Source organism: Microbispora sp. NPDC049125 (assembly GCF_040802045.1).
In the GTDB taxonomy this organism is placed as follows: Bacteria; Actinomycetota; Actinomycetes; order Streptosporangiales; family Streptosporangiaceae; genus Microbispora.
This window is the reverse complement of the sequence record NZ_JBEZDW010000008.1, coordinates 22,939-46,411: the sequence shown is the minus strand read 5'-3', so window position 1 is coordinate 46,411 and position 23,473 is coordinate 22,939. Positions and strand designations below refer to the sequence as shown.

Below are 23,473 nucleotides of genomic sequence, written 5' to 3'. Positions count from 1 at the left end.
GCTCCCTCACGGCCGGGGGATCGGGATGCGGATCCGGCTTCCGATCCGGTCGTCGGCGGTCAGCTCGCCGGGATGGACGACCAGGTTCGCGTCGCACACCCGCCAGAACTGCGTGGGATCGCCGAGATAGGCGGCGGTGACCAGGTCGGGCCGGTCGCCGCGGGTGACCGTGTGCTCGGCGAGGGTCTGGAGGTCGTCCGGTGCGGGGAGGAACCTGCGCCGCAGGTAACGGACCTCCCGTACGCCGCCCGCGCCGTCCGGCATGGTCACCGTGGCTACCTCGGCGCCGGCGTACCTGCGTGCGGGGTCGGTCACCACGGCCCCCCCGCCAGTGCGGTCCCGGCGAGGCCGAGCCCGGAGCGTGCCGCCCCCGCCGCGCCTCCCAGCCGGGCCAGAGCCTCCTTGCCCACCTGGTGGGCGAGGAAGAGATGGTGCCCGAGGCTGGTGGGCGGCAGGTCGCTGTAGGACAGCACCCGAAGCTCCAGCTCCACCCGGGCGCGGAGCGGATCGAGCCCGGCGTCGTAGGCCTGCTCGGTGACGGAGAAGGAGGTCAGCCGGACCGGCAGCACCCGCCGGGATCCCCATACAAGCAGGGTGAGCGGGGCCTGGGGCGGCACCATCTCGACCATGCCGAGCAGCGCCAGCGCGCTGCCGGAGACGACTGACGAGCTCTTCGGATACAGGAGCAGCTCGAGCGCGGACAGCTGGGGGTAGACGCCGGCCGCCGGCCCCGTCAGCTGCTCCGGCCCGGTCGCGTCGGCCGCGTCGAGCTCGACGCCGAGCGAGATGGTCTCTATGGGCGCCCCGGTGAGCCGGAGGGCCTCGTCTCGGGCGCCGCCGTAGCCGCCGTCGCCCTCGACCGCGCGGGCGCGCAGCCGGCGGGTCATCTCGTCCGGGTTGTACTGGAAGACCACCAGGCGGCCGAGTGGATCACCCTGGTCCACCCCGACCAGCGCGCCGCGCGAGGTGCGGACAGAACCGGCGCCACCGGTCATGTGCGTGCGCCGCCGTCGTTCATCGCCATACGGGGATGGTGGACCAGCCCCGTCACTCCGGCGTCACCGTCACGTCACCGCCGGCGGGTCGTCACCACCCCGAATGCCCGGCGTCCGGCGGCGACTGGGCGGTGACGGTCACGCCGGCCTGGGCGGCGGCGTCCAGGATGCGGCGCCGCAGCTCGTCCGCCTGCTCCTGAGGCAGCGGGTCGCCGTCGTGGGCGAGCACGATCACCCATTCCTCGTCGTCGTGGCGCCACAGGGTTAGCGTCGCGAGCCCCTGCTCAGGAGGGCGTAGCTCCCGGCGCCCGAACTCCTCGTCCCAGTCGTCGCCGAGGCGGCCCCGCGCCGACAGGCTCAGCCGCTCGCGAAAGGCCGCCAGCCCGTCACCGAGCCTGCCGCGCATCCTGATTCCGAGCTGCTCACGCATCCCGATCCTCTCCCGCCTTCTTGATGATCCAGTCGCTCGGCCGGAAGTGCGTGCTGATGCCCGTGCCCACACCTGAGGTGTCGGGAGGCCCGGTCCCCGTGAACAGTGCCACGCTCACCTCCCGGCCGATCCTCTCCCGCCACGTCTCCGCCCAGCGCGTGAGCGCCCCGAACTCCTCGCTGACGGTTCTCTTGTCCGCGAAGTTGTATTTGGGGTTGATGAATTCCTTGTGCCCGCGCGTCTGGCCGGAAGTCTTGTCCCATCTCTCCTTGGCTCTGCCGATCATGGCGCCGGAGCTGAGCTGGACGTCGTAGTCGCTGAGGTCCTCCGGGTTACCGGTGATCTTGTACTTCCCGTCGAACGGGATGCGGGCCGGCCACTCCGACGGTGGCCTTTCACCCACCCAGGACTCCAATCTGGCCTTCGCCTCGGGCGGGCCGGAGAGGGTCTCCCTGGTCGGGAAGTTCTTGTGCCGTCCGGAGAAGAAGTGCGCCGAGGAGCCCTGGAGGCGGATGTCCACTTCCCCCACCTCCAGGCCGTCCTTGGCCAGAGCGTCCTTCAGCGTGCTGGTGAACTCCTCGTAGTCCTTCTCGGTCATCCCGAGCGGGGCTTTGAACCGCCGCCACAGATCCACCTGGCCCTCGGTCAGGCCGATGACATCTAGGTCCTTCTTCGTGATGGCGTAACCGGTGTCGTCGTGCGGCCAGCTCCGCACCGGCTCGCCGGACTCGTTTGTGGTGACCGTCGGCCGGCCGTCCTCGTCGATGATCCCCGCCTGGAACGCGGCGAGCCGCCGAGCCTCGAACAGGCCGGTGCCGGTCGACGATCCGCTCGCCCACCGCCTGCCATCGGCCGGCGGCGCCAGCCCGGTCACGTTCCACCGTGTGTTCGCCGCGATCGCGTTCCTGGCGAGGGCCCCGACACCAGCGGGGAAGGGGCGGGCCTGAGGGCCGCCCGCCTGCGGCGTCGAAGCCAGGCCGCGGCCGATCGGCTGGACCGGCCGCAGTGACTGGAACGACGGGGACCGGAATGACGCGGGCGGTCCTCCGCCACGCTTCACATCGATCTTCACGCTCCCCACACCGTGGCGAGGGCCGCCGGCCTGTGAGCCTCTGGGAAAGATCTTCCGAGGGGAGCCCCCGGTACGGGTGCGCCCTCCGGAGCGGACGATCACCGGCCGCTTGCCGAAGGTAGTGAGGGAGGGCATCAGAGTGACCGGCCCGTCCGGGACGCGACGGGCCCCGCCAGGGGCGGGAGGAACCGGGCGACGGCGGGGTGATCGCGCAGGGCCGACACGACGGCCCCGCGGAGGGCGTCGAGCCGGCCTGCCGCCACCGCTTCAGCCTCGGCAGGGTCCAGCTCCACCACGAGTGCGGGGATCTGGATGGTCAGCTCGTCCATCCGGCCACCTCCGTTCCGGTCAGGGGGCGTTCGAGCTTGGTGTACTCGGTCCGCGTGGCGGCGAGCAGATGGGCCATCCGCACCGGCTCGCCCTCGTCGGCGGCGAGGAAGGCGGCGGACAGCGCGATATTGCGGATCGTCCCGCCCGAGACGGACAGGCGGGCCAGGGCAGGTAGGTCCAGCCCCTCGGTGGGTGCCGCCTCGGGGAAGGACCGCCGCCAGATCCGTGTCCGCGCCTCGGCGTCGGGGAACGGGAACTGGACGACGAACCGCAGCCGGCGCAGGAACGCCGGATCAAGGGTGTCCTTGAGGTTGGTGGTGAGGATCGCGACCCCCCGGTACGCCTCGACGCGTTGCAGCAGGTAGCCAACCTCGATGTTGGCGTACCGGTCGTGGCTGTCCTTGACCTCGCTGCGTCTGCCGAACAGCGCGTCGGCCTCGTCGAACAGCAGCACCGCGCCGCCCGCCTCGGCGGCGTCGAAGACACGGCGCAGGTTCTTCTCGGTCTCGCCGATGTACTTGCTCACCACCTGGCTCAGGTCGACGCGGTACAGGTCCAGGCGCAGGGCGCCGGCCACGACCTCCGCGGCGAGAGTCTTGCCGGTGCCGCTCGGCCCGGCGAACAGGGCGGCGGCGCCGAGGCCCCGGCCGGTGCGGGCGCCGAACCCCCAGTCCGAGATGACGGTGTGCCGGTGGCGTACGTGCGCGACGATCTGCTTCAGGACGTCCATGTGGGTGGCGGGCAGCACGAGGTCCTCCCATCGGGCCCGCGGCGTGATGCGTTCGGCCAGGCCGTCCAGGCCCGTACGGGACCACCGCCTGCAGGCGTCCCACAGCGCGGCGCCCGCGACGTCCGGGTCCGTTTCCCCCTCGTCCCCGATCGGGGGCAGCGCGCCGGCCACGGCACGGACGGTGTCGAGATCGAGTGCGAACTGGCCGGCGGCCCGGTCGACCCAGCCGGACAGCGCCGTCGCCGCCGGTCCGAGCGCGTCCCGCCACGCGGTCCTGAGGTCGGCCGTCCCGTCGTCCCCCACCTCGACATGGGCCGGCCGGATGCCGCCGTAGGCGGACATCGGCTCCCCCGCGGTCACCACCACGGGCGCCTCGATCCGCCCGGCCATGTCGAGGGCGAGCCGCCCAGCGCTGGGATCGGTGTCCTCGGCGTCGATGACCCAGGCGACGCCGTCCAGCACCGTCTCCCGCTCGCACAGCCGCGCCAGCAGGTCCCTCTCGGCCGGGTCCTGCGGAAGCGACGACGCCCGCAGGCACACCGGACGCATGCCGAGCTCCACGCAGGCCGCGGCGGCGGCCGATCTGAGGTCGCCCCGCCGCCGTCCGTGCAGCAGGACCCTCTCCGCCGGAGCCAGTCGGCCCGACCAGCGGTCCGCCACCTCCCGTGCCGCCGTCCTGAGGGCGGGCGGCAGCCGCCGCGGCCCGCTGAGGGCCCCCGTCAAAGGCTCAGTGAGCGGCTCGATCCGGGGATCGAGGTAGGAGATCCCGGCGAGGGCGTGCAGGATCCGCTCGTCCACGCGGAGCGGGCTGGTCGTGGGCACATCGGGCTCGGTGAGGCGCACGAGATGCCAGCGGCGCAGCGGTCCCGCCGGGCCGATCGCGCTCCAGTGCGCTCCCGGCAGTCTCGCCAGGCCGAGACCGAACGTCGCGTACGCGCGGGCGGGGTCGCCCTGCGCCCCGGCGCAGATGCGGGCGAAGGCCGAGTCGAGTTCGACGCCCGCGCACATGAGCAGCACGTCCCGCTCGAAGGCCGACATGTCGAGGCCGTCGGCGATCGCCTCCAGCGCGGGCGGGGCGGGCATCGCGCCGCGCGCCTCGTCCCTTCGGCGGATGGCGCGCTCAAGCCCCGCGTCGTCAACGGCCGGACCGGGCTCGTCCGGCGTGCCGGCCAGCAGGTGACCGAGGACGTCGAGCGCGGCCACCAGATACCTCTGGTTCGCCTGCTGCCACTCGCCGGACGGCCCCCCGGCCGCCTCGCCGGGGTCTCCTGAAGTGTCGCGGGCACCGTCGGCCTGTCCCGCCGGCGTCACGGGCCGCTCACCGTTCCACGGCGCGGCCGTGGACGGCCGCCGGAGCGGCAGGTGGCCCGGCGGAGGGGGACACCGTGATCATCCGGTCACTCACCTCCCGTGCGGGCGGCATCGGGGTCCCCGGGCCGTCCAGCAGTACGGACACCGCCTGGTACGCCACCGACAGCCGGTAGGGGGTGTGGGAGAACATCGACCACAGCTTCGTCAGCTCCTCCAGGTTCAGCGGCAGCAGGGTCAGGCGGACCGCGTCGAGCTGGTCGGCCAGGTCGGCGTACTGCTGCCACGCGGCTGGATCGTCCTCGACGGCCTGCCGCACCGCCTGGCCGATCACCTCACGGCCGAGGACCGGGCGGAGGGTGAGCGTGCTCACGGCGAGACCCAGCAGGCGCTGCGGTTCGAGCGCCGGCTCGTTGCCGTAGAAGGTGAGCAGGTAGTGCAGGTCGAGGGCCTGGCGCGGCCGGTTGACCAGAACGCCGTCACCGCGCCGGGCAGGGAGCTCGGCGGCGCTCCGGGCGCCGTTGGCGACCACCCGGTAGAGGAAGACGTTCACCCCGCCGGCGTCCGTGTCCGTGGCGGCGAGCGTCTGCGGCCGCTGGGTGGTGACCCTGGCGTTCTGCACCCCTCCGGCCGGTCCGGCCGCCATCGCCTCGCTGAGCGTACGGCCCAGCGCCGAGGTCACCATCGCCACGGCCAGATGGTTGCTCACGTGTCCTCCCGCCGGTGCCGGACCGCGCTGCGGACGCGGGGTGAGCGGTCTCGCGGAGGCCGTTGGAGCCGTCCGGTCACCGGCCCTTCTCCTCACGGCGCGAGAGATAGTCGCCGAGCGACATGGGCCGGGTGCCCCGCTCGGCCGGCGTTCCACGCGCCTCCCCGGACGCCTTCGAGGGCACGGCCTGGGCGCGGACGCGGACCTCCACCCGTCCGATGTTGACGACGACGCGCGGACCGGCCTCCACCTGGATGGGCGGGGGGAGGACGCCGCCGACGGCGGTCCGGGCGGACGGTCCAGTGGAGAACATCGGCCCGGCCGCGGCGGGGCTGGAGAGGTGGTCGCCCGAGCCGGTGAGAGGGGTGCCCGGCGGCCGGATCCCCTGAGGAACGGCCGCCGGAACGGAGGCCTGGGGCCGCGGCGTCATGGTGCCCGGCCGCGTGGTGTCCGGCGTTGTGGCGACCGAGGGCTCCTCGCTCGTGCCGCCCGGATCCGGGCCCGCCACCCGTGCGGACGGGGTGGCCGGACCAAGGGTCTCGCGTACCGCCGCCGTCCGTACGGCGGGCTCGGGCGCCTGCGCGGCGGACCCGGATTGCCGGACAGTGTCCGGGGCGGGCGACCGGACCAGCGGCTGGGAAGGGCCCGGGACGCTCACCGGGGCGGCGGGGATCCCGGTCGCCGGCTCCGAACGGGCCTCATCTCGCCCGATCTGCGGCTCAGAGTGCCCGACCGGTTCTACGGGCCCGTGAACGGAGCGGACCGGACCAGGGCCGGTGATGCCGGAGCCCGTGGGCGCGGAACCGGGCATGCGGGGCGGGTCCACCGGCAGGTCCGACGCCGTTCCCGCCCCGCCGCGTTCCCGTCGCGCGGCAAGAGGCGGCTCCGCTTTTGAGGGCCGCACGCGTACGGCTTCCGCGGCAGGACCGGGATCCATGAGCGAACGGGGATCCATGAGCGAACCGGCGCTGAGCGAACCGGCGCCTGGGGGAGGACCGGCACCCTGAAGGGGAGCGGAGGGGGCGGCCTCCAGCTGGGGGTGCGGTGCCGCCGATGCGGTGATCGCTGATGCGGTGGTCGCCAACGGGATGGTCGCCGATGCGGTGGCGCCCGCACCGGGTGCCGGCCGGGCTCTCCGCCGCGCCGGCTCCCGTTGGCCGTGCCATGCCTCCACAAGAGGTCCGCCCGCGATATCCGAAGCGCCAGTGACATTCGAAGCGCCCCAGACCTCTGAACCGGCCGAGACCTCCGAAGCGGGCGGCAACCCCGAAGCGGGCGGGACATTCGAACCGGCGGAGGCTTCCGGGGACGCGTGGCCGGGCCAGGACGTCTCGCCTGCACCCGGTCCGGGCGTGGCACCCCCGGACGGCTCGAACCGTGACCTCGGCGGAGCCTCCAGTACGGGAACGAGGCCGAGGGTGCGCTCCGCCAAGCAGGTGAGGAATCCGCTCATCCGTATGCCATCTCCGGGTACGCCATCTCCAGGTACGCGGCCCGGCGTGCCGGGCTCAGGGCGAGCACTTCGGGCTCCGTCCAGCCGTAGGCCCGGGCGAGGGCGTGCACGTCGCGCAGGAGCGCCAGCGCCGACGCACTCACTTCCGCCCACAGCAGCGCCGAGACGTCCAGAGCGGCGACTGTCGTCGCCGGGCAGGCCGGGCAGCCGATCCGGACGGTCGGCGCGCCTGAGGGGGCGGCGTCCTCCATTGCGGCCTCCACCGCGGCGGCCACCTCCTCGGTGATGCCTTCGGTCTGGGTGACGGCACCGATCCCGGCGACGCCCGCCGTTCCATCGATGTCCTCGATGTGCTCGACGCCGAGGCAGCGGGACAGCAGCAGCATCCGACCGGCCGCCGCGTCGTTCCCCCCGAGCATCCCCAGCATCCGCAGGTCCCGGCTGTCCGGAAGGCGGAACGCCACCCGCGTGCCGGCCACCTCGACGTGGAGCGTCTCGCCGGGCGTCCGCCACGCCGTACGGGGGAGCGCGGCTGGATCCAGGGGGACGTCGAGCCGCTCGCCGCACCCCGCGCACCGCACGCAGGACCGGACGACGCCGTCCGCCATCCGGGTCAGCGTCGCCGACAGGACCGAGTCGCGGCTGCCGACGTCCGCCGACTCGGCCTCCTCGCGGGAGATCCCCGTCACGGCCGTGAGCAGCGTCACGGCGCGGTCGACCGGCGACTCGTGCAGCCCCCGTTCCCATGCCGCCAGAGTCCAGGCGAGGCCGTCGCCGCGCGCGCCCACCCGGCCTCCCTCAGCCGTTCGGCTGGGTGAAGGACGGCTCGGACGGCTCGGCCACCTGGAGGTCGCGCTCCCAGCCCTCGTTCTCCAGCTTGATGTGCTGGATCGCGACCGCGTTGGCGTTCGCGTCGAGCTCGGGCAGCGCCTGGAACTCCGACACCCAGCAGCGGAACACGTTGTAGGCGATGGCGAGCTGGCCGGCCTCGTTGTAGACCTCGATGACGATGTCCTTGCGGAAGTCGGACAGCGAAAGCTGCGCCCCGAGCCCGGCTCCATGGCTGTAGATCTTGTTGGCCCACTGCTCGAACGCGATGTCGTGGGTGACGCCCCGTTCCAAGGTGATGGCCGCGTACTCTGTCCTGCCCGGGGACTTCCTGCTGCTGCTCGGGTCCCCGCCGTCCCGGTGGGAGACCACCTCGGTGGTGCGGTTGAGCGCGCCGACCTTGCTGACTCCCGCGACGTAGCGACCGTCCCACCGCACACGGAACTTGAAGTTCAGGTAGGGGTCGAACCGCTGCGCGTTCACGCTGAACTGGGCCATTGTCCGCTCCTCGGGTCCGTGTTGTGGCCGGCCTAAGCCAGTGCCTGGGCGATCTGCTGGATCTGGAGGACCACGAACTCGGCCGGGCGTACGGGGGCGAAGCCGACGTGGACGTTGACACGGCCGCTGTTCACGTCGTTCACCGTGGTGGTCTCCCGGTCGCACTTGACGAAGTACGCGTCCCGCGGGGTGGTGCCCTGGAAGGCGCCCTGCCGGAACAGGTTCTGCATGAACGCTCCCACGTTGAGGCGGATCTGTGCCCAGAGCGGCTCGTCGTTGGGCTCGAACACCACCCACTGCGTTCCGCGGAAGAGGCTTTCCTCGATGTGCAGCGCGAGCCGGCGTACGGGGGCGTACTTGTACTCGTCGCCCAGCCGGTCGGCTCCGCGCAACGTGCGCGCCCCCCAGATGACGCGTCCCGCGACGGGGAACGTGCGCAGGCAGTTGACGCCGATCTGGTTGAGCAGCCCGTTCTCCTGGTCGGTGAGGTTGACCGCGAGGTCCGCCACCCCGGAGAGGGAGGCGTCGAGGCCGGCCGGCGCCTTCCACACCCCTCGTGTGGCGTCGGTACGTGCGATCACACCGGCGGCGACGCCGCACGCGGGGAACGTCGCGGGCCGTCCCTCCGCGGTCGGGTCGGCCTGCCTGACTCTCGGGTAGTACAGGATGGCGTTGCGCGCCTGCTCTCCGGTGAGCCCGAGATTCTGGAGGTCGCGCGCCGCCGTGGCCACGGTCATGGTGGCGGGAGGGTCGACGATGAGCATGGCGCGGCGGTCGTAGCAGTACTTCAGCGCCGCCTGGTAGACCTCGGCCGGGGTGTCGCCGTCGACGGTGGCCGGGGGGAGGCACAGGAGGTTGAACTGGTCGACGGTGTCCAGCGCCCAGAGCCCCTTATGGGCCGCCGACAGGCCCTGGCCGGCGTAGTCCGCGAAGCGGAGTGGTGCTCCGTCCCCGCCGTGCGTCGCCACGGTGACCGGGCTCGTGGTCGCCAGCGGCCGGGAGGCGGACAGGGCGGCCACCCGCACCAGCCGTGACTCGGCGGCGAGCACCGAGTCCACCCTCCGGGCGCCGGCGTTCACGTGGACGTTGTGGAAGGTCTCCTGCGCACCGTTGGCCCCGTCGGTGACGGTGAGGTTGAACAGGTCGCCGTCGGCCACGCCGAGCCGCTTGACCAGATCAGGATCCGCCGGCACCAGGTGATCGACGGAGATCGTGAGGGAGTCGGACCATGATCCCGCCTCGACGGCCTCCAGGATGAGGCCGGCCGTCTCCGCCGCGGCCTTCGCGGCCTCCCGCACCGCCGCGTCCGCCGCGGCGTCCGCCTTCGCCTGCGCGTCGTCCGCCTTGTCTTTGGCGCTCTTCGCGTCGGCGTCGGCCTTCGCCTTGGCCTCGGCCGGTTCGGCGGGAACGTCCGCCGCCGTCGCCGCGGCGTCGTCGGCCTTCTTCTTGGCGCTCTTCGCGTCGGCCTCGGCCTTCTTCCTCGCCTCCTCCGCCGCCGCGCTCGACTTCTTCGCCGCCTCCACCTTGTCGGCGGCGACCGGCAGGGCGCCGAACCGGCCGGTGCCCGCGTCCGCCCCGGAGATGAGGCGTACGACGACGGCCTGGCCGCCTCCGTTGGCGAAGAAGTCGCGGACGGCGAAGCTGACCGTGCTGTCCTGCCAGAGCCCGCCGAAGGTCCGCTCGTAGTCGGCGAACCCGTTGACGACGACGGGTTCGTTCACCGGCCCGCGCCTGGTCCTGCCGAGGAACGCGGTGATCGACGTGGCGACGCCGGTGACCGTCCGCACCCCGCTCGGGATCTCGTTGACGTAGACGCCGGGATAGGGAGTGCTGATGGACATGGGCGCCCCTCTGGTCTGTCGGCCGAAGCGGTGCCGGGAGGTCCGGACAGCCCCTCTCAGCCCCGCCGCCGGGTAACGGTATGGCGCTCCCGTCACGGGGTCGTCACCGATCCGTCACCACCTCCGTCCAGCGGATGGAAGATCGGCGCGGTCCGGGGGAGCGCTCCCAGAGCGCGCCGTGAAGGAGGCCCTGAACCCGCCCGCGAACGCGCCAGGGGATGTCGGGAAACAGTGCGTATTCGATCGGATACCCCCGCAGACGAGGCTTGATCTTCTCGAACCGGAGGGCAAGAATCCCCCTCAGTCACCTATGTGGTAGCAGAGATCACCTGATGCGCGACGCCCTCTATGTACGTGCATGTCGCATTTATGGGTGTATTAACCGCAATAGGCGCTACGCGGTCGGGAATGCAGTAAATGCAATTGTGTGAACAGTGCTCATATTCTGGGGAAATCATGTCGCTGACCATCGCTCCGCCCGCTGGAACGATCCGAAGAGGCCGGCTTGAGCTGTTCGACGGTTTCCGTCTGGAACTCGACGGCGCCTGGATCGAGCCGTCGGCGGGGGCGCAGCGCCTGCTGGCCTATCTGAGTCTGCAGGGGCCCGCCGTACGGGCGGTCGTCGCCGGGACCCTCTGGGGGGACACCACCGAGAGCCGGGCGCTCGGCAGCCTCCGTACGACGATGTGGCGGGTCAACCAGGCGGCTCCCGGCCTGGTCCTCATGGAGCGGGGCAAGCTCGCCCTGGCCGGTTTCGTCACCGTGGACGTCACCGAGTTCGGCCAGCGGGCCGTCGCGGCGCTCCGCGGCGCCCGGGAGGCGGACCTGTCCCTCCCCGACCTGAGATTGGGAGAGTTGCTGCCGGGATGGTACGAGGACTGGGTGATCTTCGAGCGTGAACGGCTCCGCCAGCTGCGCCTGCACTCCCTGGAGGCGACGGCGGGTCAGCTGTGCGCTCGCGGTCAATACGCGTCCGCCCTCGACGCGGCCTTCGAAGCCGTACGCCACGAGCCGCTGCGGGAGAGTGCGCATCGCATGGTGATGCTGATCCATCTGGCGGAGGGCAATTTCGCCGAGGCGCTCTGGGAGTACGAGCGGTTCAGGGAGCTGCTCCTCGGCCAGCTCGGCGTGGAGCCCTCCCCGGACCTGGCCGGGCTTGTCTTCGGACCGCCGTCCGGACGTGCCGCGGGGCAGCCGTCCCGGCAGCCCTCGCTTGGCCACGGCGTGGGCTCCGCCTCTCAGTGCTGATGCGTTCTCACGTCGTGCGAATAGCTGAAGGGCGTGGTTGGGGCTGGACCTGCAGTAATCCGTGGCTGCCCGGGAAGGCGGATCGCTGCTCGAACGGCCGCAGGGAAGTGATCCTCAAGGGTCGGGAGATAGTCTTTCGGGGCCGTTCGCCGCGGTGTTCCGACGTGACCGGACGTGCACGGAAGAGGTGACCTCGGTCTACGCCGAGCGGTTCCCGGCTGGGCTGCCCCAGGTGGGCCGGGAGCTCGACGGAAGCGAGTGGAGCGGTGCGCTGTCTCACGTCCATGAACGGTTCGACGGGCAGGATGTGCGCCGTAGCGCGGTCGTAGCGGCCTTCGGCCCACCGAGCCCGATCGACCCCGGCGGGGACGCGTCGCCCGAGTTCCTCGCGATCGCCGCTCGACTGCGGGCGGTCGACGCGGAGGATCCCTCCACGGGACTCCGCTGACGTTCAGCGCTCGCCGTGGCCCGCATATTCGGCTAAAGCCGACAAATAGCTCACATGCCACCGATTGCCCGTAAAAAATGAAATCGGCGTCCCAAAGTGGGTTACAACTCACCACTATTCCTGCCTTAGGGGATTATCCTCGCGCGAAACGAAAGCGATCGATTATCGAATTGGGTATTCAACTTTCGGTGATGGTTGAGTAACTTTCCGTATGTCGAACGGATCGCCTGTGAGGAGGCCCATGACGGCGGAGGTTGTCGAGACGCCGATCATCAAGATCATCGATCGGGTACGACGGGAGGTCGACGATCGGCTGGCCGCGTTCCTGGACGCGCACCCGGCACCCGTCGCCGACCGGGAGGTGGCCGAGGGGTATCGGCTGCTCCGGGAGTTCGTGGTCGGCGGCGGCAAGAGGATCCGGCCCACCTTGTGCTACTGGGGATGGCGCGGTGCGGGCGGGGACGTGGGGCCGGAGGAACCGGTGATCACCGTCGGCGCGGCGCTGGAGCTCTATCACGCCGGTCTCCTCGTCCACGACGACGTCATGGACGGCAGCGAGCTGCGCCGGGGACGCCCCACGATCCACCGGAGCCTCGCCCGCCAGGAGGATCGGCCGGTCGGGCAGGCCTTCGGCCAGTCCGCGGCGATCCTGCTGGGCGCGCTGGCGCAGGCATGGGCGGACGAGCTGCTGAGCGTCGCCGGATCGGACGGGCCGGGCATGCGCGCCGCGTGGAGGCTGTTCGACCAGATGCGCTCCGAGGTCATCTGCGGGCAGTACCTCGACATCTTGGCGCGCGCTTGCGACGACGGCGGCTCCGAGCGGGCTCTCACGGTGGTCCGCTACAAGACGGCCAAGTACACGGTGGAGCGCCCGCTGCAGATCGGGGGAGCGCTCGCCGGGGCCGATCCCGCGCTGCTGGAGGCGTACTCCCGGTTCGGCCTTCCCCTGGGAGAGGCGTTCCAGCTGCGCGACGACATCCTCGGAGTCTTCGGCGACCCCTCGGTGACCGGCAAGCCGGTGACCGACGACCTGCGGGAGGGAAAGCAGACCGTGTTGATCGCGCAGGCGTTCGCCAGGGCCCGGGGCCCGCAAAGGGAACGGCTTCGGGCGTGGCACGGCGACCCCGGGCTGGACGAGCGGCACGCCGCCGAGCTGCGACAGGTGATCGTGGAGACCGGAGCGCTCGCCCACGTCGAGTCGCTGATCGACCTGCGGGTCGATCAGGCTCTGGCCGCGCTGCGGGACTGCGCGATCCCCTCGCAAGCGTCCGAGGCGTTGACGTTGCTGGCCGGCCGGCTGACCCATCGGGTCCTGTAGCAGCCTGCCTTCCGGTCAACCCGGCCCCGCGGCAACCGCTACTTCCGAATGACCTGCCAGGCCCTGCGGCCACCGGTCCTGCTGTTCACCCGGTCTTCGGACACCGGTCCTTGAGAAAGGCGACGATGAGACGTGTCCTGCTCGCTGCTCCCCGTGGCTACTGTGCCGGCGTCGAACGCGCCGTCCGCACGGTCGAGGAGGCGCTGCGGCGTCACGGCCCCCCGATCTACGTGCGCAAGCAGATCGTGCACAACACGTTCGTGGTCGACGACCTCACCCGCCGGGGCGCGGTCTTCGTCGAGGAGCTCGACGAGGTGCCGGACGGCGCTCTGGTCATCTTCTCCGCGCACGGCGTGTCCCCCGCCGTCAAGGAGCACGCGGAACGGCGCGGCCTCCGCACCATCGACGCCACCTGCCCACTGGTGACCAAGGTCCACAAGGAGGCCGTACGGTTCGCCGAGGCGGGCTACGAGATCGTCCTCATCGGTCACGCCGACCACGAGGAGGTCGAGGGCACCAGGGGAGAGGCCCCCGGCCGCACTCACGTGGTCGATCCCGTCACCCCTGACGACCTGCGGCTTCCCGCTGACCGGCCGGTCGGCTGGCTCTCCCAGACCACGCTGTCGGTGGGGGAGACCATGGCGGCGGTCTCCCGCCTCCGCGAGCGCTTCCCCGGTCTGGTCGACCCGCCGAGTGAGGACATCTGCTACGCCAGCCAGAACAGGCAGGAGGCCCTGGCCGCCATCGCGGCCGAGTGCGACCTGGTCCTCGTCGTCGGCTCGGCCAACTCCTCCAACTCCCGGCGCCTGGTGGAGGTCGCCCTCGCGGCGGGAGCGCCGGCCGGCCACTTGGTGGACCACGTCGGCGACCTCGAGGAGGACTGGCTGGACGGCGTGGAGACCGTCGGCGTCAGCTCCGGCGCGTCCGTCCCCGAGCATCTGGTCACGGGGCTCCTGGAACGGCTGGCCGAGCGCGGCTTCGCCGACGTCCGGCCGGTCACCCTGACCCGGGAGACCTTCACCTTCTCCCTCCCCGCCGAGCTCCGTTCAGAGCTTCCGTGAGAAAGCTTCCGTGAGAGAGCTTCCCTGAAGCCTTCCTCCCCGCTCCGCTCCGAGCTTCCCGAAGACCTCCCCTCCACGACCGCGCGCGACCGAACGCGATCGAGCGCGACCAGTTCCCGCCAACCGTTGGCCAAGACAGATGGGGGTATTTGCCATGTCCGAATCCACGTCCGAATCCACGCTCTCCAACGACTCGTACGAGAACCGGCTCAGCCTGGGGACCCGGGCCGCGCGGAACCTGGCCACGACGACCAAGACCCAGCCGCAGATGCAGGAGATCACCTCCCGGCATCTGCTGCGCGTCCTGCCGTGGGTCGAGGCTGTGGGCGGCGCCTACCGGGTGAACCGGCGGCTGACCTACCAGATGGCCGACGGCCGGGTGACCTTCGTCTCCACCGGGGCCAGGGTCCGGGTCATCTCCGCCGAGCTGTGCGAGCTGCCCGCCCTGCGCGGGTACGACGACGCCGACGTGCTGGCGGTCCTGGCCGACCTGTTCATCCAGCGGGAGTACGAGGCCGGCCAGGTGATCGTGGAGGCGGGGGCCCCCGTGGACGAGGTCATCCTGCTCGCCCACGGCAAGGTCGACAAGCTCGGCGAGGGGGCGTACGGCCACCAGGCCCTGGTGGGGATGCTCGCCGACGGCGACTACTTCGGCGAGCAGGCGCTGGTCGCCGCGGACGCGCGGTGGGATCACACCGTCAAGGCGACCACCGCCTGCACGGTGCTCGCCCTGCCCAGGGAGGCGTTCGAACGGGTCACCGCCCAGTCGGAGAGCCTGCGCTCGCACATCGAGGGCCACCGGGCCGATCCCGGCGGGGCGCAGAACGCTTACGGCGAGGCGGAGATCGCGCTGGCGGCCGGGCATCAGGGGGAGGTGGCGCTGCCGGGGACGTTCGTGGACTACGAGCTCGCGCCGCGTGAGTACGAGCTGAGTGTGGCGCAGACGATTTTGCGGGTGCACACGCGGGTGGCGGATCTGTACAACGAGCCGATGAACCAGACCGAGCAGCAGTTGCGGCTGACGGTGGAGGCGTTGCGGGAGCGGCAGGAGCACGAGTTGGTCAACAACCGCGACTTCGGGCTGCTGCACAACGCCGATCTCAAGCAGCGCATCCACACCCGCACCGGCCCGCCCACCCCCGACGACCTCGACGACCTGCTCGCCACCGTCTGGAAGGACCCGGCCGTCCTGTTCGCCCATCCCAAGGCGATCGCGGCCTTCGCGCGCCAGTGCAACAGCCGCGGCATCTACCCGCAGAGCATCGACGCGGGCGGCCAGAAGGCGCCCGCGTGGCGGGGAGTGCCGATCCTGCCCTGCAACAAGATCCCGATCAGCGGAAACGGCCTCACCTCGATCATGGTGATGCGGCTCGGGGAGAAGAACCAGGGCGTCATCGGCCTGCGCCGCACCGGGCTCGTCGACGAGTACGAGCCCGGTCTGTCGGTCCGCTTCATGGGGATCGACGACAAGGCGATCATCTCCTACCTGGTGACCGCCTACCACTCGGCGGCCGTCCTGGTGCCCGACGCCCTCGGCATCCTCGAGAGCGTCGAGGTCATGTGATGCCGGCCTACGAGCTGCCGGACTTCTACCTGCCTCATCCGCCACGGCTCAACCCGCACCTGGAAACCGCCCGCGCGCACACCCGGGGATGGGCCGCCGACATGGGCATGCTGGACGACCCGGACATCTGGGACGAGCACCTGCTGGAGGCCATGGACTACGGGCTGATGTGCGCCTACACCCATCCCGACTGCCCGGCCCCCGAGCTGGATCTGATCACCGACTGGTACGTATGGGTGTTCTTCTTCGACGACCACTTCCTGGAGACGTTCAAAAGGAGCAGGGACGTCAAGGGCGCGCAGGAGTACCTGGACCGGCTCGACGCGTTCATGTCCGACGACCCGCCGGAGCCGGCCAACCCGGTGGAGCGCGGCCTGGCCGACCTTTGGCCGCGGACCGTGCCCGCCATGTCCCCGGCCTGGCGGAGCCGGTTCGTCCGGGTCACCCGTGACCTGACCCAGGAGTCGATGTGGGAGCTGTTCCACATCGAGAGCGGCGCGGTCTCCAACCCGATCGAGTACATCGAGGAACGCCGGAAGGTCGGCGGGGCCCCGTGGTCGGCCGCCCTGGTCGAGCACGCCGTGGGCGCCGAGCTGCCGGCCCGGGTCGCGGGGACCCGGCCGATCCGCGTGCTGACCGAGTCGTTCGCCGACGCCGTGCACCTGCGCAACGACCTTTTCTCCTACCAGCGCGAGGTGGAGCAGGAGGGCGAGCTGTCCAACTGCGTCCTGGTCGCCGAGCGTTTCTTCGGCTCTGACACGCGGCGGGCCGTGGAGATCACCAACGACCTGCTGACCTCGCGGCTGCACCAGTTCGAGGACACCGCCCTCACCGAGCTGCCGGAGCTGTTCGCCGACGAGGCCGTCTCGCCTCCCGAGCAGGAGCACATCCTGCGATACGTCAAGGGGCTGCAGGACTGGCAGGCGGGTGGCCACGCCTGGCACACCGCGTCCAGCCGGTACACCAAGCCGGGCCGCTCCGCCGGGATGCCGGGGATACCCGGGGTGCCCAGGGTGCCTGGGGTGCCGGGGGTGAACGTCTCCCCTGCCCACCTCGCGGGGGCGGGCGGGTTGCGCAACCACACCCACATCCCGTACGCCGAGGTGTCGGTGCGGCTGCCGGAGCCGTACATGCCGTTCCAGGTGCGCGACAACCCGCACCTGGAGGAGGCCAGAGCCGCGGACGTGGCGTGGTGTGGCGCGATGGGCTTCTTCGACGCCGTCCCCGGCATCCCGGCGACCGCCGTGTGGTCCGAACGGCAGCTCGTCGGGCTCGACCTCGCCCTGTGCTCCTCCGGCATCGCCCCGGACGCCCCGGCGGACGCGCTGATCCTGGCGACGAACTGGCTGGCGTGGGGGACCTACGGCGACGACTACTATCCCCAGGTCTTCGGCGCCGCCCGCGATCTCGTCGGGGCGAAGCTGTCGAACCGGCGGCTCAAGGAGTTCATGCCGCTGGATCTGACCTCGGCTCCGGTGCCGCTGAACGGCGTGGAGCGCGGCCTGGCCGACCTGTGGCCGCGTACGGCGGGGCCGATGCCCATGGAGTCGCGGCGGGCGTTCCGCACCGCCGTGGAGGAGATGATCGACAGCTGGGTGTGGGAGCTGACGGGCCTGGCGCGCAACCGCGTGCCCGAACCGATCGACTACATCGAGATGCGCCGCAGGACCTTCGGGTCCGACATGACGATGAGCCTGGCCCGGCTCACCCCGGGCCGGCGCATCCCCGCGGAGCTGCACGGCACCCGTGAGTTCCTCGGCATGACCAACGCGGCCCAGGACTACGCGTGCATGGTCAACGACCTGTTCTCCTACCGGAAGGAGATCCAGTTCGAGGGGGAGCTGCACAACTGCGTGCTGGTCATGCAGAAGTTCCTCGACTGCGGCCCGGACGAGGCGATCGCGGTCGTCGACGCCCTGATGACCTCCCGGATGAAGCAGTTCGAGCACATCTCCACCGCCGACCTGCCCACCCTGCTCGACAGGGTCGAGGCCGGCGACGCCCTCCGCGAGTCCGTGGCCGGCTACGTGGACGAGCTGCGCGACTGGATGGCCGCCGTGGTGCGCTGGCACCAGAGAACCAGGCGCTATCTCGACTCCGAGCTGGCGCATCCGGCGGCGACCCGGTGGACTCAGGGGCCCACCGGGCTGGGCACCGCCACGGCCAGGATCATCTCCCTGGCCCATGCCTGGGGCGGCCACGCCGGATCGGCGGGTGCGGCGTGAGCGGTCCCCCCGCCGGTCTCCGAGGCGGTCTTTCAGGCGGTCCCTCAGGCGGTCCCCCCGTGGATCCGCCGGCCGGTCCATCCACCGATCCGCCGGGCGGAGGCGTCTCCGTGGACGCGGCCGCCCGGCTGAGCCTGAGCACGGCGGCCGCCCGCAGGCTGGCGACGACGACCAAGACGGCGCCGCAGATGCGGGAGATCACCCCCCGCCACCTGCTGCGGGTGCTGCCGTGGACCGACGTGAACGGCGTCTACCGGGTGAACCGGCGGCTGACCCTCACCCCCGGCGACGGCCGGGTGAGCTTCGTCTCCACCGGCGCCCGGATCGGTGTGGTCCCGTCGGAGCTGCGCGAGCTGCCGTCCCTGCGCGGGTACGGCGACGTGCCAGTGCTCGACGCCTTGGCGGCCAGGTTCGTCCAGCACGACCTGCGGGAGGGGCAGCCCGTGCCGCGCGGCCAGGTCGTGCTCGTCGCGCACGGCAAGATCGCCAAGATGGGTGCGGGAGCGTACGGCGGCCGGGTGGTGCTCCAGGTCCTCGGCGGCGGCGACCATCTGGGCGACCTCCCCGTCTCCGGCGGCACGACCGCAGTAGCCCTCACCTCCTGCACCATCCTCGTGCTCTCCCACGCGGACGTGGTGGAGATGGTGGAGCGTTCGGTGAGCCTCCGCGACCACCTGGCCGCCCCCACACCCGTACGGCCCGCCAACCGGTACGGCGAGGCGGAGATCGCGCTGGCGGCCGGGCATCAGGGGGAGGTGGCGCTGCCGGGGACGTTCGTGGACTACGAGCTCGCGCCGCGTGAGTACGAGCTGAGTGTGGCGCAGACGATTTTGCGGGTGCACACGCGGGTGGCGGATCTGTACAACGAGCCGATGAACCAGACCGAGCAGCAGTTGCGGCTGACGGTGGAGGCGTTGCGGGAGCGGCAGGAGCACGAGCTGGTCAACAACCGCGAGTTCGGGCTGCTGCACAACGCCGATCTCAAGCAGCGCATCCACACCCGCACCGGCCCGCCCACCCCCGACGACCTCGACGAGCTGCTGTGCCGGCGCCGCAGCTCCCACTACTTCCTGGCGCACCCCCGCGCCATCGCCGCCTTCGGCCGGCAGTGCAACAGGCGAGGGGTGTACCCCGACATCGCCGAGGCCGGCGGTGCGAAGGTCATCGCCTGGCGGGGAGTGCCGATCCTGCCCTGCGACAAGATCCCGATCAGCGCGAGCGGTCTCACCTCGATCATGGTGATGCGGCTCGGGGAGAAGGATCAGGGCGTCGTCGGCCTGCGCCGCACCGGGCTGGCGGACGAGTACGAGCCCGGCCTGTCGGTCCGCTTCACCGGGATCGACGAGAAGGCGATCATGTCCTATCTGGTGACCGCGTACTACTCGGCGGCCGTGCTTGTGCCCGACGCACTCGGCATCCTGGAGGACGTCGAGGTGGACTGACGCCCCCGGTCCGGCGCCGCCCGCCTCGCGGGCGGGGGCGCCGGGCCGGCGGGGCGGGTCAGCAGGGGACGCCGTTGACCGTGATCTCGGTCGGCACATCCGCCCTGGGGGCTCTCGCGGTCCAGCCGAACGCCGTCACCCTCCCCGTGGGGATGACCGCGTTCCAGGGCATGTTGGTGCCCGTCATCGCGTACGGTCCGTCCTGGGCGATCTTCGCGTTCCAAACGGCTTCCAGCGTGGCCGGGGTGGGGAACGTCCAACGGGCCGTCCAGCCGTTGATCGTCGGCCCGTTGTTGGTGATGCTGATATCGGCGCTGAATCCGCCGGGCCACGACGTGAACAGGTAGGTGCAGGTGACGCCCGAAGCGGCGCCGGCCGGGGCAGGAAGGCCCGCGACGAGTGTCACGGCGGCGGCGAGCGCGGCCGCCGCGACGCCCGGTCTCATCCGGGGCGACCGCACACGCCCGGTCCCCGCCCCTGTCCACGCGCCCATGGCGAACTCCTCGCTCCGCACGGGCCAGCCGTGCCACGGAACCGACGCCACACTGTCGCCCGCACGCCGCCGGCAGTCAACGAACCACGACCGCTACGGCCGGTGAGCCGGGCCGGCATCCCCGCGTGACCTGGTCCGAACGAAGCCGGCGGACGGACGGCGCGCCGCGGAGGGCTGAAACTTTCGCCTGAGGAAGCGGTTCGGCGGGCCGGTGCGGGCGGGGCTGTGACAGGATTTCGTCGGTGTCCGCTCCGCGCGTGAGCCGCCCGGCCGCCGGTCGTCTGATCCCCGCCAGGAGGACCTGTGAGATACATGCTGATGATCTGCGGTGACGACTCCGGCCTGGACGTGGCGGACGTCGCCGAGATGCCCGGCTGCGAAGGGTGGGCCGAGGAGATGACCCGCCGCGGCGTGCTGCGGGGCGGGGCAGGTCTGCAGCCCAGCAGCACGGCGGTCACGGTGCGGGTCCGCGACGGCCGGCCGCTGATCCTGGACGGCCCGTTCGCCGAGACCAAGGACCAGATCGGCGGCTTCGCCCTGGTCGAGTGCGCCGACATGGACGAGGCGATCGAGGTGGCGGCCAAGCACCCGGCCGCCAGGCAGTGGACGATCGAGGTCCGCCCCATCATGGAGCCGTGACGCCCCGGGCTTCCACTCAGACGTCCCGCAGCTTTCGTAACGGCCCTGCGGCTATCGCGAAGGGCCTGCGGCGCTCGAAAAGACCTCGCGGTCTTGAAACCCCGCGCGGGTCTCCACCTCCTTCTCCGGCCGTCGGAAAATCTCCAGGCCCGGCTGTCTGTCCGGGGCCGGGCCGTTCGTCGTGGGGGTGAAGGTTCGTCGGTGTGCGGCTCGGCCGGGTGGTCAGGCCGCCGGATGTGAGGGAGCGGCGTGTGAAGGACAGGGACGTGGCGGGTTCAGGGGTGCGGATGGTGGAGGTCAACGGGGTCGAGCTGGGAGTGGAGACGTTCGGCCACGCCTCCGATCCGGTCGTGTTGCTGATCGGCAAGTCGATGCTGGCATGGCCGGACGAGACGTGCGCGGAGCTGGCCTGCGGGTCGCGCTTCGTGGTGAGGTTCGACCCCCGGGACGCGGGCGGCTCGACGTCGTATCCGCCGGGGGCGCCGGGATACGGCCTGGCCGATCTGGTGGGCGACGCGGCCTGCCTGGCCGAGCTCGTGGCGTCCGGGCCGGAGCCGAGGGCCGTGCACGTGGTGGCCGCCTCGGTGGGCGGCTGGGTCGGGCAGCTGCTGGCGCTGGATCACCCCGAGCGGGTGGCGTCCCTGACGTTGATCTCGTCCCGGCCGACCGCGCCGGGAGTGGCCGATCCCGATCTGCCCGACCACGAGGACCGGGTGATGGCCCACTTCATGTCGGGGGAGCCCGACTGGGACGATCGGGCATCGGTGGTCGAGCACCTGACCGGGCTGGACCGGGTGCTGGCCGGCAGCCTGGGGGAGTTCGACGAGCAGGCGGCCAGGGAGCTGGCCGGCCGGGCCTTCGACCGGACCACCAGCATCAAGTCCAACCTGATCAACCTGTCGTTCGTCGACAGCGGGCCGCGGTGGCGGGAGCGGCTGGGCGACATCACCGCGCCGACGCTGGTGATCCACGGGACCGAGGACCCGTTCTTCCCGTTCGGCAACGCCCTGGCCTTGGCCAAGGAGATCCCCGGAGCCGAGCTGCTGCCGCTGGAAGGCGTCGGCCACGAGCCGACTCCCGTGGCCTGGCGGACGGTGACCGCCGCGGTCCTGCGCCACACGGCCGTCCCCGAGGCCGGCGCGTGAGGTACATGCTGCTGATCTGTGGTGACGAGTCCCGCGTGGAGGCGGGCGACCTCACCGCGCTGCCGGGGTGTGATGGATGGACGCGGGAGATGACTCGGCGTGGCGTGCTGCGGGGCGGGGCCGGGCTGCGGCCCAGCAGCACGGCGACCACGGTGCAGGTGCGCGACGGCCGGCCGCTGATCCTGGACGGCCCGTTCGCGGAGACCAAGGACCAGATCGGCGGCTTCGCCGTGGTCGAGTGCGCCGATCTCGACGAGGTGATCGAGGTGGCCTGCAAGCATCCGGCCGCCCAGCGGTGGACGATCGAGATCCGCCCTATCCTGGACCCGTGACCTCTCAGGTCGAGGCCGCTCTGGCCCGGGTGTTCCGGGAGGAGTGGGGCAAGGTCGTCGCCACGTTGATCCGGATGACCGATGACTGGGATCTCGCCGAGGAGTGCGCGCAGGACGCCTTCACGCTGGCCCTGGAGCGCTGGCCGGCCGACGGGATCCCCAACCGGCCCGGGGCATGGCTGACCACGACGGCCCGGAACCGCGCGATCGACCGGCTGCGGCGGGAGACCGTCGGCGCGAGCAAGCTACGGGAGATGGCCGCCTTGTCACGTCCCGGCGGGCGCGACGACGACGAGGCCGGTGACGGCGATTTCCCGGACGACCGCCTGCGGTTGATCTTCACCTGCTGCCATCCGGCACTCGCGTGGGAGGCGCAGGTCGCTCTGACGCTGCGCGTACTCGCCGGGCTGACCACCGCCGAGATCGCCCGGGCGTTCGTCGTGCCGGAGGCGACCATGTCCCAGCGGCTGGTCCGGGCGAAACGGAAGATCCGCGACTCCGGCATCACCTACCGGGTGCCCCCGGCGCACCTGCTGCCCGAGCGGCTGACGGCGGTGCTGGGCGTGCTGTACCTGCTGTTCAACGAGGGGTACTCCGCCTCGGCGGGGGCCGATCTGGTGCGCCAGAGCCTCAGCGGCGAGGCGTTGCGGCTGACCCGGCTGCTGGTCCGGCTGATGCCCGGCGAGGCGGAGGCGCAGGGGCTGCTGGCCTTGATCCTCCTGCACGACGCCCGGCGTCCCACCCGGGTGGACGCGGCCGGTGACCTGGTGACCCTGGAGCACCAGGACCGTACGCTGTGGGACCGGCAGGAGATCGACGAGGGCCTGGCCGTGCTGGAGGGAGCCCTCCGCCGCGGCAGGCCCGGGCCGTACCAGATCCAGGCGGCGATCGCGGCCTGCCACGTCGACGCGCGCGCGGCCGAGGACACCGACTGGGCGCAGATCGCCGCACTGTACGGCCGGCTCGCCCTGCTGACGCCGTCCCCGATCATCGAGCTGAACCGGGCGGTCGCCGTCGGCATGGCCGAGGGCCCGGAGGCGGGCCTGCGGCTGGTGGAGGAGCTGGAGGCCTCGGGGACCCTGGCGGGCTACCACCTGCTGGCGGCGACCCGGGCCGACCTGCTGCGCCGCATGGGGCGGCCGGTCCAGGCGGCCGCCGCCTACCGGGAGGCCTTGGAGCTGGTGGCCACCGAGCCGGAACGCCGTTATCTGACGCGGCGGCTGCTGGAGACCACCGGCGATCCTCTTCCCGGAGCCGGGTGAATCCGCCCCCGAGCCCTGTCGGTCTCCACCGGACCCGTTCGTCGTCATTGACGAACGACTCGTCCGCTCAGTGTCGCTGAGCATCTCCGAGGGCCCGGGAGG

Annotated in this window: 23 protein-coding genes; 11 read left to right on the top strand and 12 right to left on the bottom strand. The window is 71.7% G+C overall.

Annotated elements, in window-relative coordinates; translation table 11 throughout:
* Positions 1–6: 6 nt before the first annotated feature.
* From AB0B72_RS12170 to AB0B72_RS12120, 11 genes are all read right to left on the bottom strand, one after another.
* A complete protein-coding gene (locus tag AB0B72_RS12170) occupies positions 7–315 on the bottom strand; it encodes a LysM domain-containing protein (RefSeq protein WP_367738657.1) in 309 nt (102 codons plus the stop codon).
* On the bottom strand, positions 312–995 hold the full coding sequence (locus AB0B72_RS12165) for a hypothetical protein (protein WP_367738656.1): 684 nt from the start codon (positions 993–995) through the stop codon (positions 312–314). Before AB0B72_RS12165 ends, AB0B72_RS12170 begins: the two co-directional genes overlap by 4 nt.
* A gap of 91 nt (positions 996–1,086) precedes the next feature.
* Positions 1,087–1,425 (bottom strand): hypothetical protein, encoded by a 339-nt coding sequence (locus tag AB0B72_RS12160; RefSeq protein WP_367738655.1) that lies wholly within the window; start codon positions 1,423–1,425, stop codon positions 1,087–1,089.
* Positions 1,418–2,497, bottom strand: coding sequence for a hypothetical protein (locus AB0B72_RS12155; protein WP_367738654.1), 1,080 nt, complete (start codon positions 2,495–2,497; stop codon positions 1,418–1,420). Before AB0B72_RS12155 ends, AB0B72_RS12160 begins: the two co-directional genes overlap by 8 nt.
* A 134-nt stretch (positions 2,498–2,631) precedes the next feature.
* Complete coding sequence (locus AB0B72_RS12150) at positions 2,632–2,826, bottom strand: hypothetical protein (RefSeq protein ID WP_367738653.1); 195 nt, start codon at positions 2,824–2,826, stop codon at positions 2,632–2,634.
* The gene (locus AB0B72_RS12145; RefSeq protein WP_367738652.1) at positions 2,814–4,868 is read right to left on the bottom strand and encodes an ATP-binding protein; all 2,055 of its coding nucleotides are present in this window, start codon (positions 4,866–4,868) and stop codon (positions 2,814–2,816) included. Before AB0B72_RS12145 ends, AB0B72_RS12150 begins: the two co-directional genes overlap by 13 nt.
* A 7-nt stretch (positions 4,869–4,875) precedes the next feature.
* Positions 4,876–5,574 carry a DUF4255 domain-containing protein gene (locus AB0B72_RS12140; protein ID WP_367738651.1) on the bottom strand — a complete coding sequence of 233 codons (699 nt, stop codon included), beginning with the start codon at positions 5,572–5,574 and terminating at the stop codon, positions 4,876–4,878.
* A gap of 76 nt (positions 5,575–5,650) precedes the next feature.
* Positions 5,651–6,232 (bottom strand): hypothetical protein, encoded by a 582-nt coding sequence (locus AB0B72_RS12135; RefSeq protein ID WP_367738650.1) that lies wholly within the window; start codon positions 6,230–6,232, stop codon positions 5,651–5,653.
* Positions 6,233–7,023: 791 nt separating this feature from the next.
* The gene (locus tag AB0B72_RS12130) at positions 7,024–7,815 is read right to left on the bottom strand and encodes a hypothetical protein (protein ID WP_367738649.1); all 792 of its coding nucleotides are present in this window, start codon (positions 7,813–7,815) and stop codon (positions 7,024–7,026) included.
* Positions 7,816–7,825: 10 nt separating this feature from the next.
* Entirely contained in the window at positions 7,826–8,353 is a 528-nt protein-coding gene (locus AB0B72_RS12125; RefSeq protein ID WP_367738648.1) for a phage tail protein, read from the bottom strand.
* Positions 8,354–8,385: 32 nt separating this feature from the next.
* Complete coding sequence (locus AB0B72_RS12120; protein ID WP_367738647.1) at positions 8,386–10,194, bottom strand: phage tail sheath family protein; 1,809 nt, start codon at positions 10,192–10,194, stop codon at positions 8,386–8,388.
* A gap of 456 nt (positions 10,195–10,650) precedes the next feature.
* On the opposite strand from AB0B72_RS12120, the gene AB0B72_RS12115 reads away from it, so the two are divergent.
* The 7 genes from AB0B72_RS12115 to AB0B72_RS12085 all read left to right on the top strand — a co-directional run bounded on the left by AB0B72_RS12115 (position 10,651) and on the right by AB0B72_RS12085 (position 19,500).
* Positions 10,651–11,442 carry a BTAD domain-containing putative transcriptional regulator gene (locus AB0B72_RS12115; RefSeq protein ID WP_367738646.1) on the top strand — a complete coding sequence of 264 codons (792 nt, stop codon included), beginning with the start codon at positions 10,651–10,653 and terminating at the stop codon, positions 11,440–11,442.
* A 187-nt stretch (positions 11,443–11,629) separates the two neighbouring features.
* Positions 11,630–11,890, top strand: coding sequence for a hypothetical protein (locus tag AB0B72_RS12110; protein WP_367738645.1), 261 nt, complete (start codon positions 11,630–11,632; stop codon positions 11,888–11,890).
* 241 nt (positions 11,891–12,131) lie between these two features.
* Positions 12,132–13,208 (top strand): polyprenyl synthetase family protein, encoded by a 1,077-nt coding sequence (locus AB0B72_RS12105; protein WP_367738644.1) that lies wholly within the window; start codon positions 12,132–12,134, stop codon positions 13,206–13,208.
* Positions 13,209–13,333: 125 nt separating this feature from the next.
* Positions 13,334–14,269, top strand: a complete 936-nt coding sequence (locus tag AB0B72_RS12100) for a 4-hydroxy-3-methylbut-2-enyl diphosphate reductase (RefSeq protein WP_367738643.1) — start codon at positions 13,334–13,336, stop codon at positions 14,267–14,269.
* A gap of 154 nt (positions 14,270–14,423) precedes the next feature.
* Positions 14,424–15,833, top strand: coding sequence for a family 2B encapsulin nanocompartment shell protein (locus AB0B72_RS12095; protein WP_367738642.1), 1,410 nt, complete (start codon positions 14,424–14,426; stop codon positions 15,831–15,833).
* Positions 15,833–18,058 carry a germacradienol/geosmin synthase gene (locus AB0B72_RS12090; RefSeq protein WP_367738641.1) on the top strand — a complete coding sequence of 742 codons (2,226 nt, stop codon included), beginning with the start codon at positions 15,833–15,835 and terminating at the stop codon, positions 18,056–18,058. The genes AB0B72_RS12095 and AB0B72_RS12090 overlap by 1 nt, the downstream gene beginning before the upstream one ends.
* Positions 18,059–18,168: 110 nt before the next feature.
* On the top strand, positions 18,169–19,500 hold the full coding sequence (locus AB0B72_RS12085; RefSeq protein ID WP_367738640.1) for a family 2B encapsulin nanocompartment shell protein: 1,332 nt from the start codon (positions 18,169–18,171) through the stop codon (positions 19,498–19,500).
* Positions 19,501–19,558: 58 nt separating this feature from the next.
* On the opposite strand, the gene AB0B72_RS12080 is transcribed toward AB0B72_RS12085, so the two are convergent.
* On the bottom strand, positions 19,559–19,993 hold the full coding sequence (locus tag AB0B72_RS12080; RefSeq protein WP_367738639.1) for a cellulose binding domain-containing protein: 435 nt from the start codon (positions 19,991–19,993) through the stop codon (positions 19,559–19,561).
* 312 nt (positions 19,994–20,305) lie between these two features.
* Here AB0B72_RS12080 and AB0B72_RS12075 point away from each other — a divergent pair, with 312 nt between their 5' ends.
* From AB0B72_RS12075 to AB0B72_RS12060, 4 genes are all read left to right on the top strand, one after another.
* Entirely contained in the window at positions 20,306–20,632 is a 327-nt protein-coding gene (locus AB0B72_RS12075; protein WP_367738841.1) for a YciI family protein, read from the top strand.
* A 251-nt stretch (positions 20,633–20,883) separates the two neighbouring features.
* Entirely contained in the window at positions 20,884–21,777 is an 894-nt protein-coding gene (locus tag AB0B72_RS12070; protein WP_367738638.1) for an alpha/beta fold hydrolase, read from the top strand.
* 5 nt (positions 21,778–21,782) lie between these two features.
* A complete protein-coding gene (locus tag AB0B72_RS12065) occupies positions 21,783–22,109 on the top strand; it encodes a YciI family protein (RefSeq protein ID WP_367738840.1) in 327 nt (108 codons plus the stop codon).
* Complete coding sequence (locus AB0B72_RS12060) at positions 22,106–23,371, top strand: RNA polymerase sigma factor (RefSeq protein ID WP_367738637.1); 1,266 nt, start codon at positions 22,106–22,108, stop codon at positions 23,369–23,371. Before AB0B72_RS12065 ends, AB0B72_RS12060 begins: the two co-directional genes overlap by 4 nt.
* Positions 23,372–23,473 lie beyond the last annotated feature (102 nt).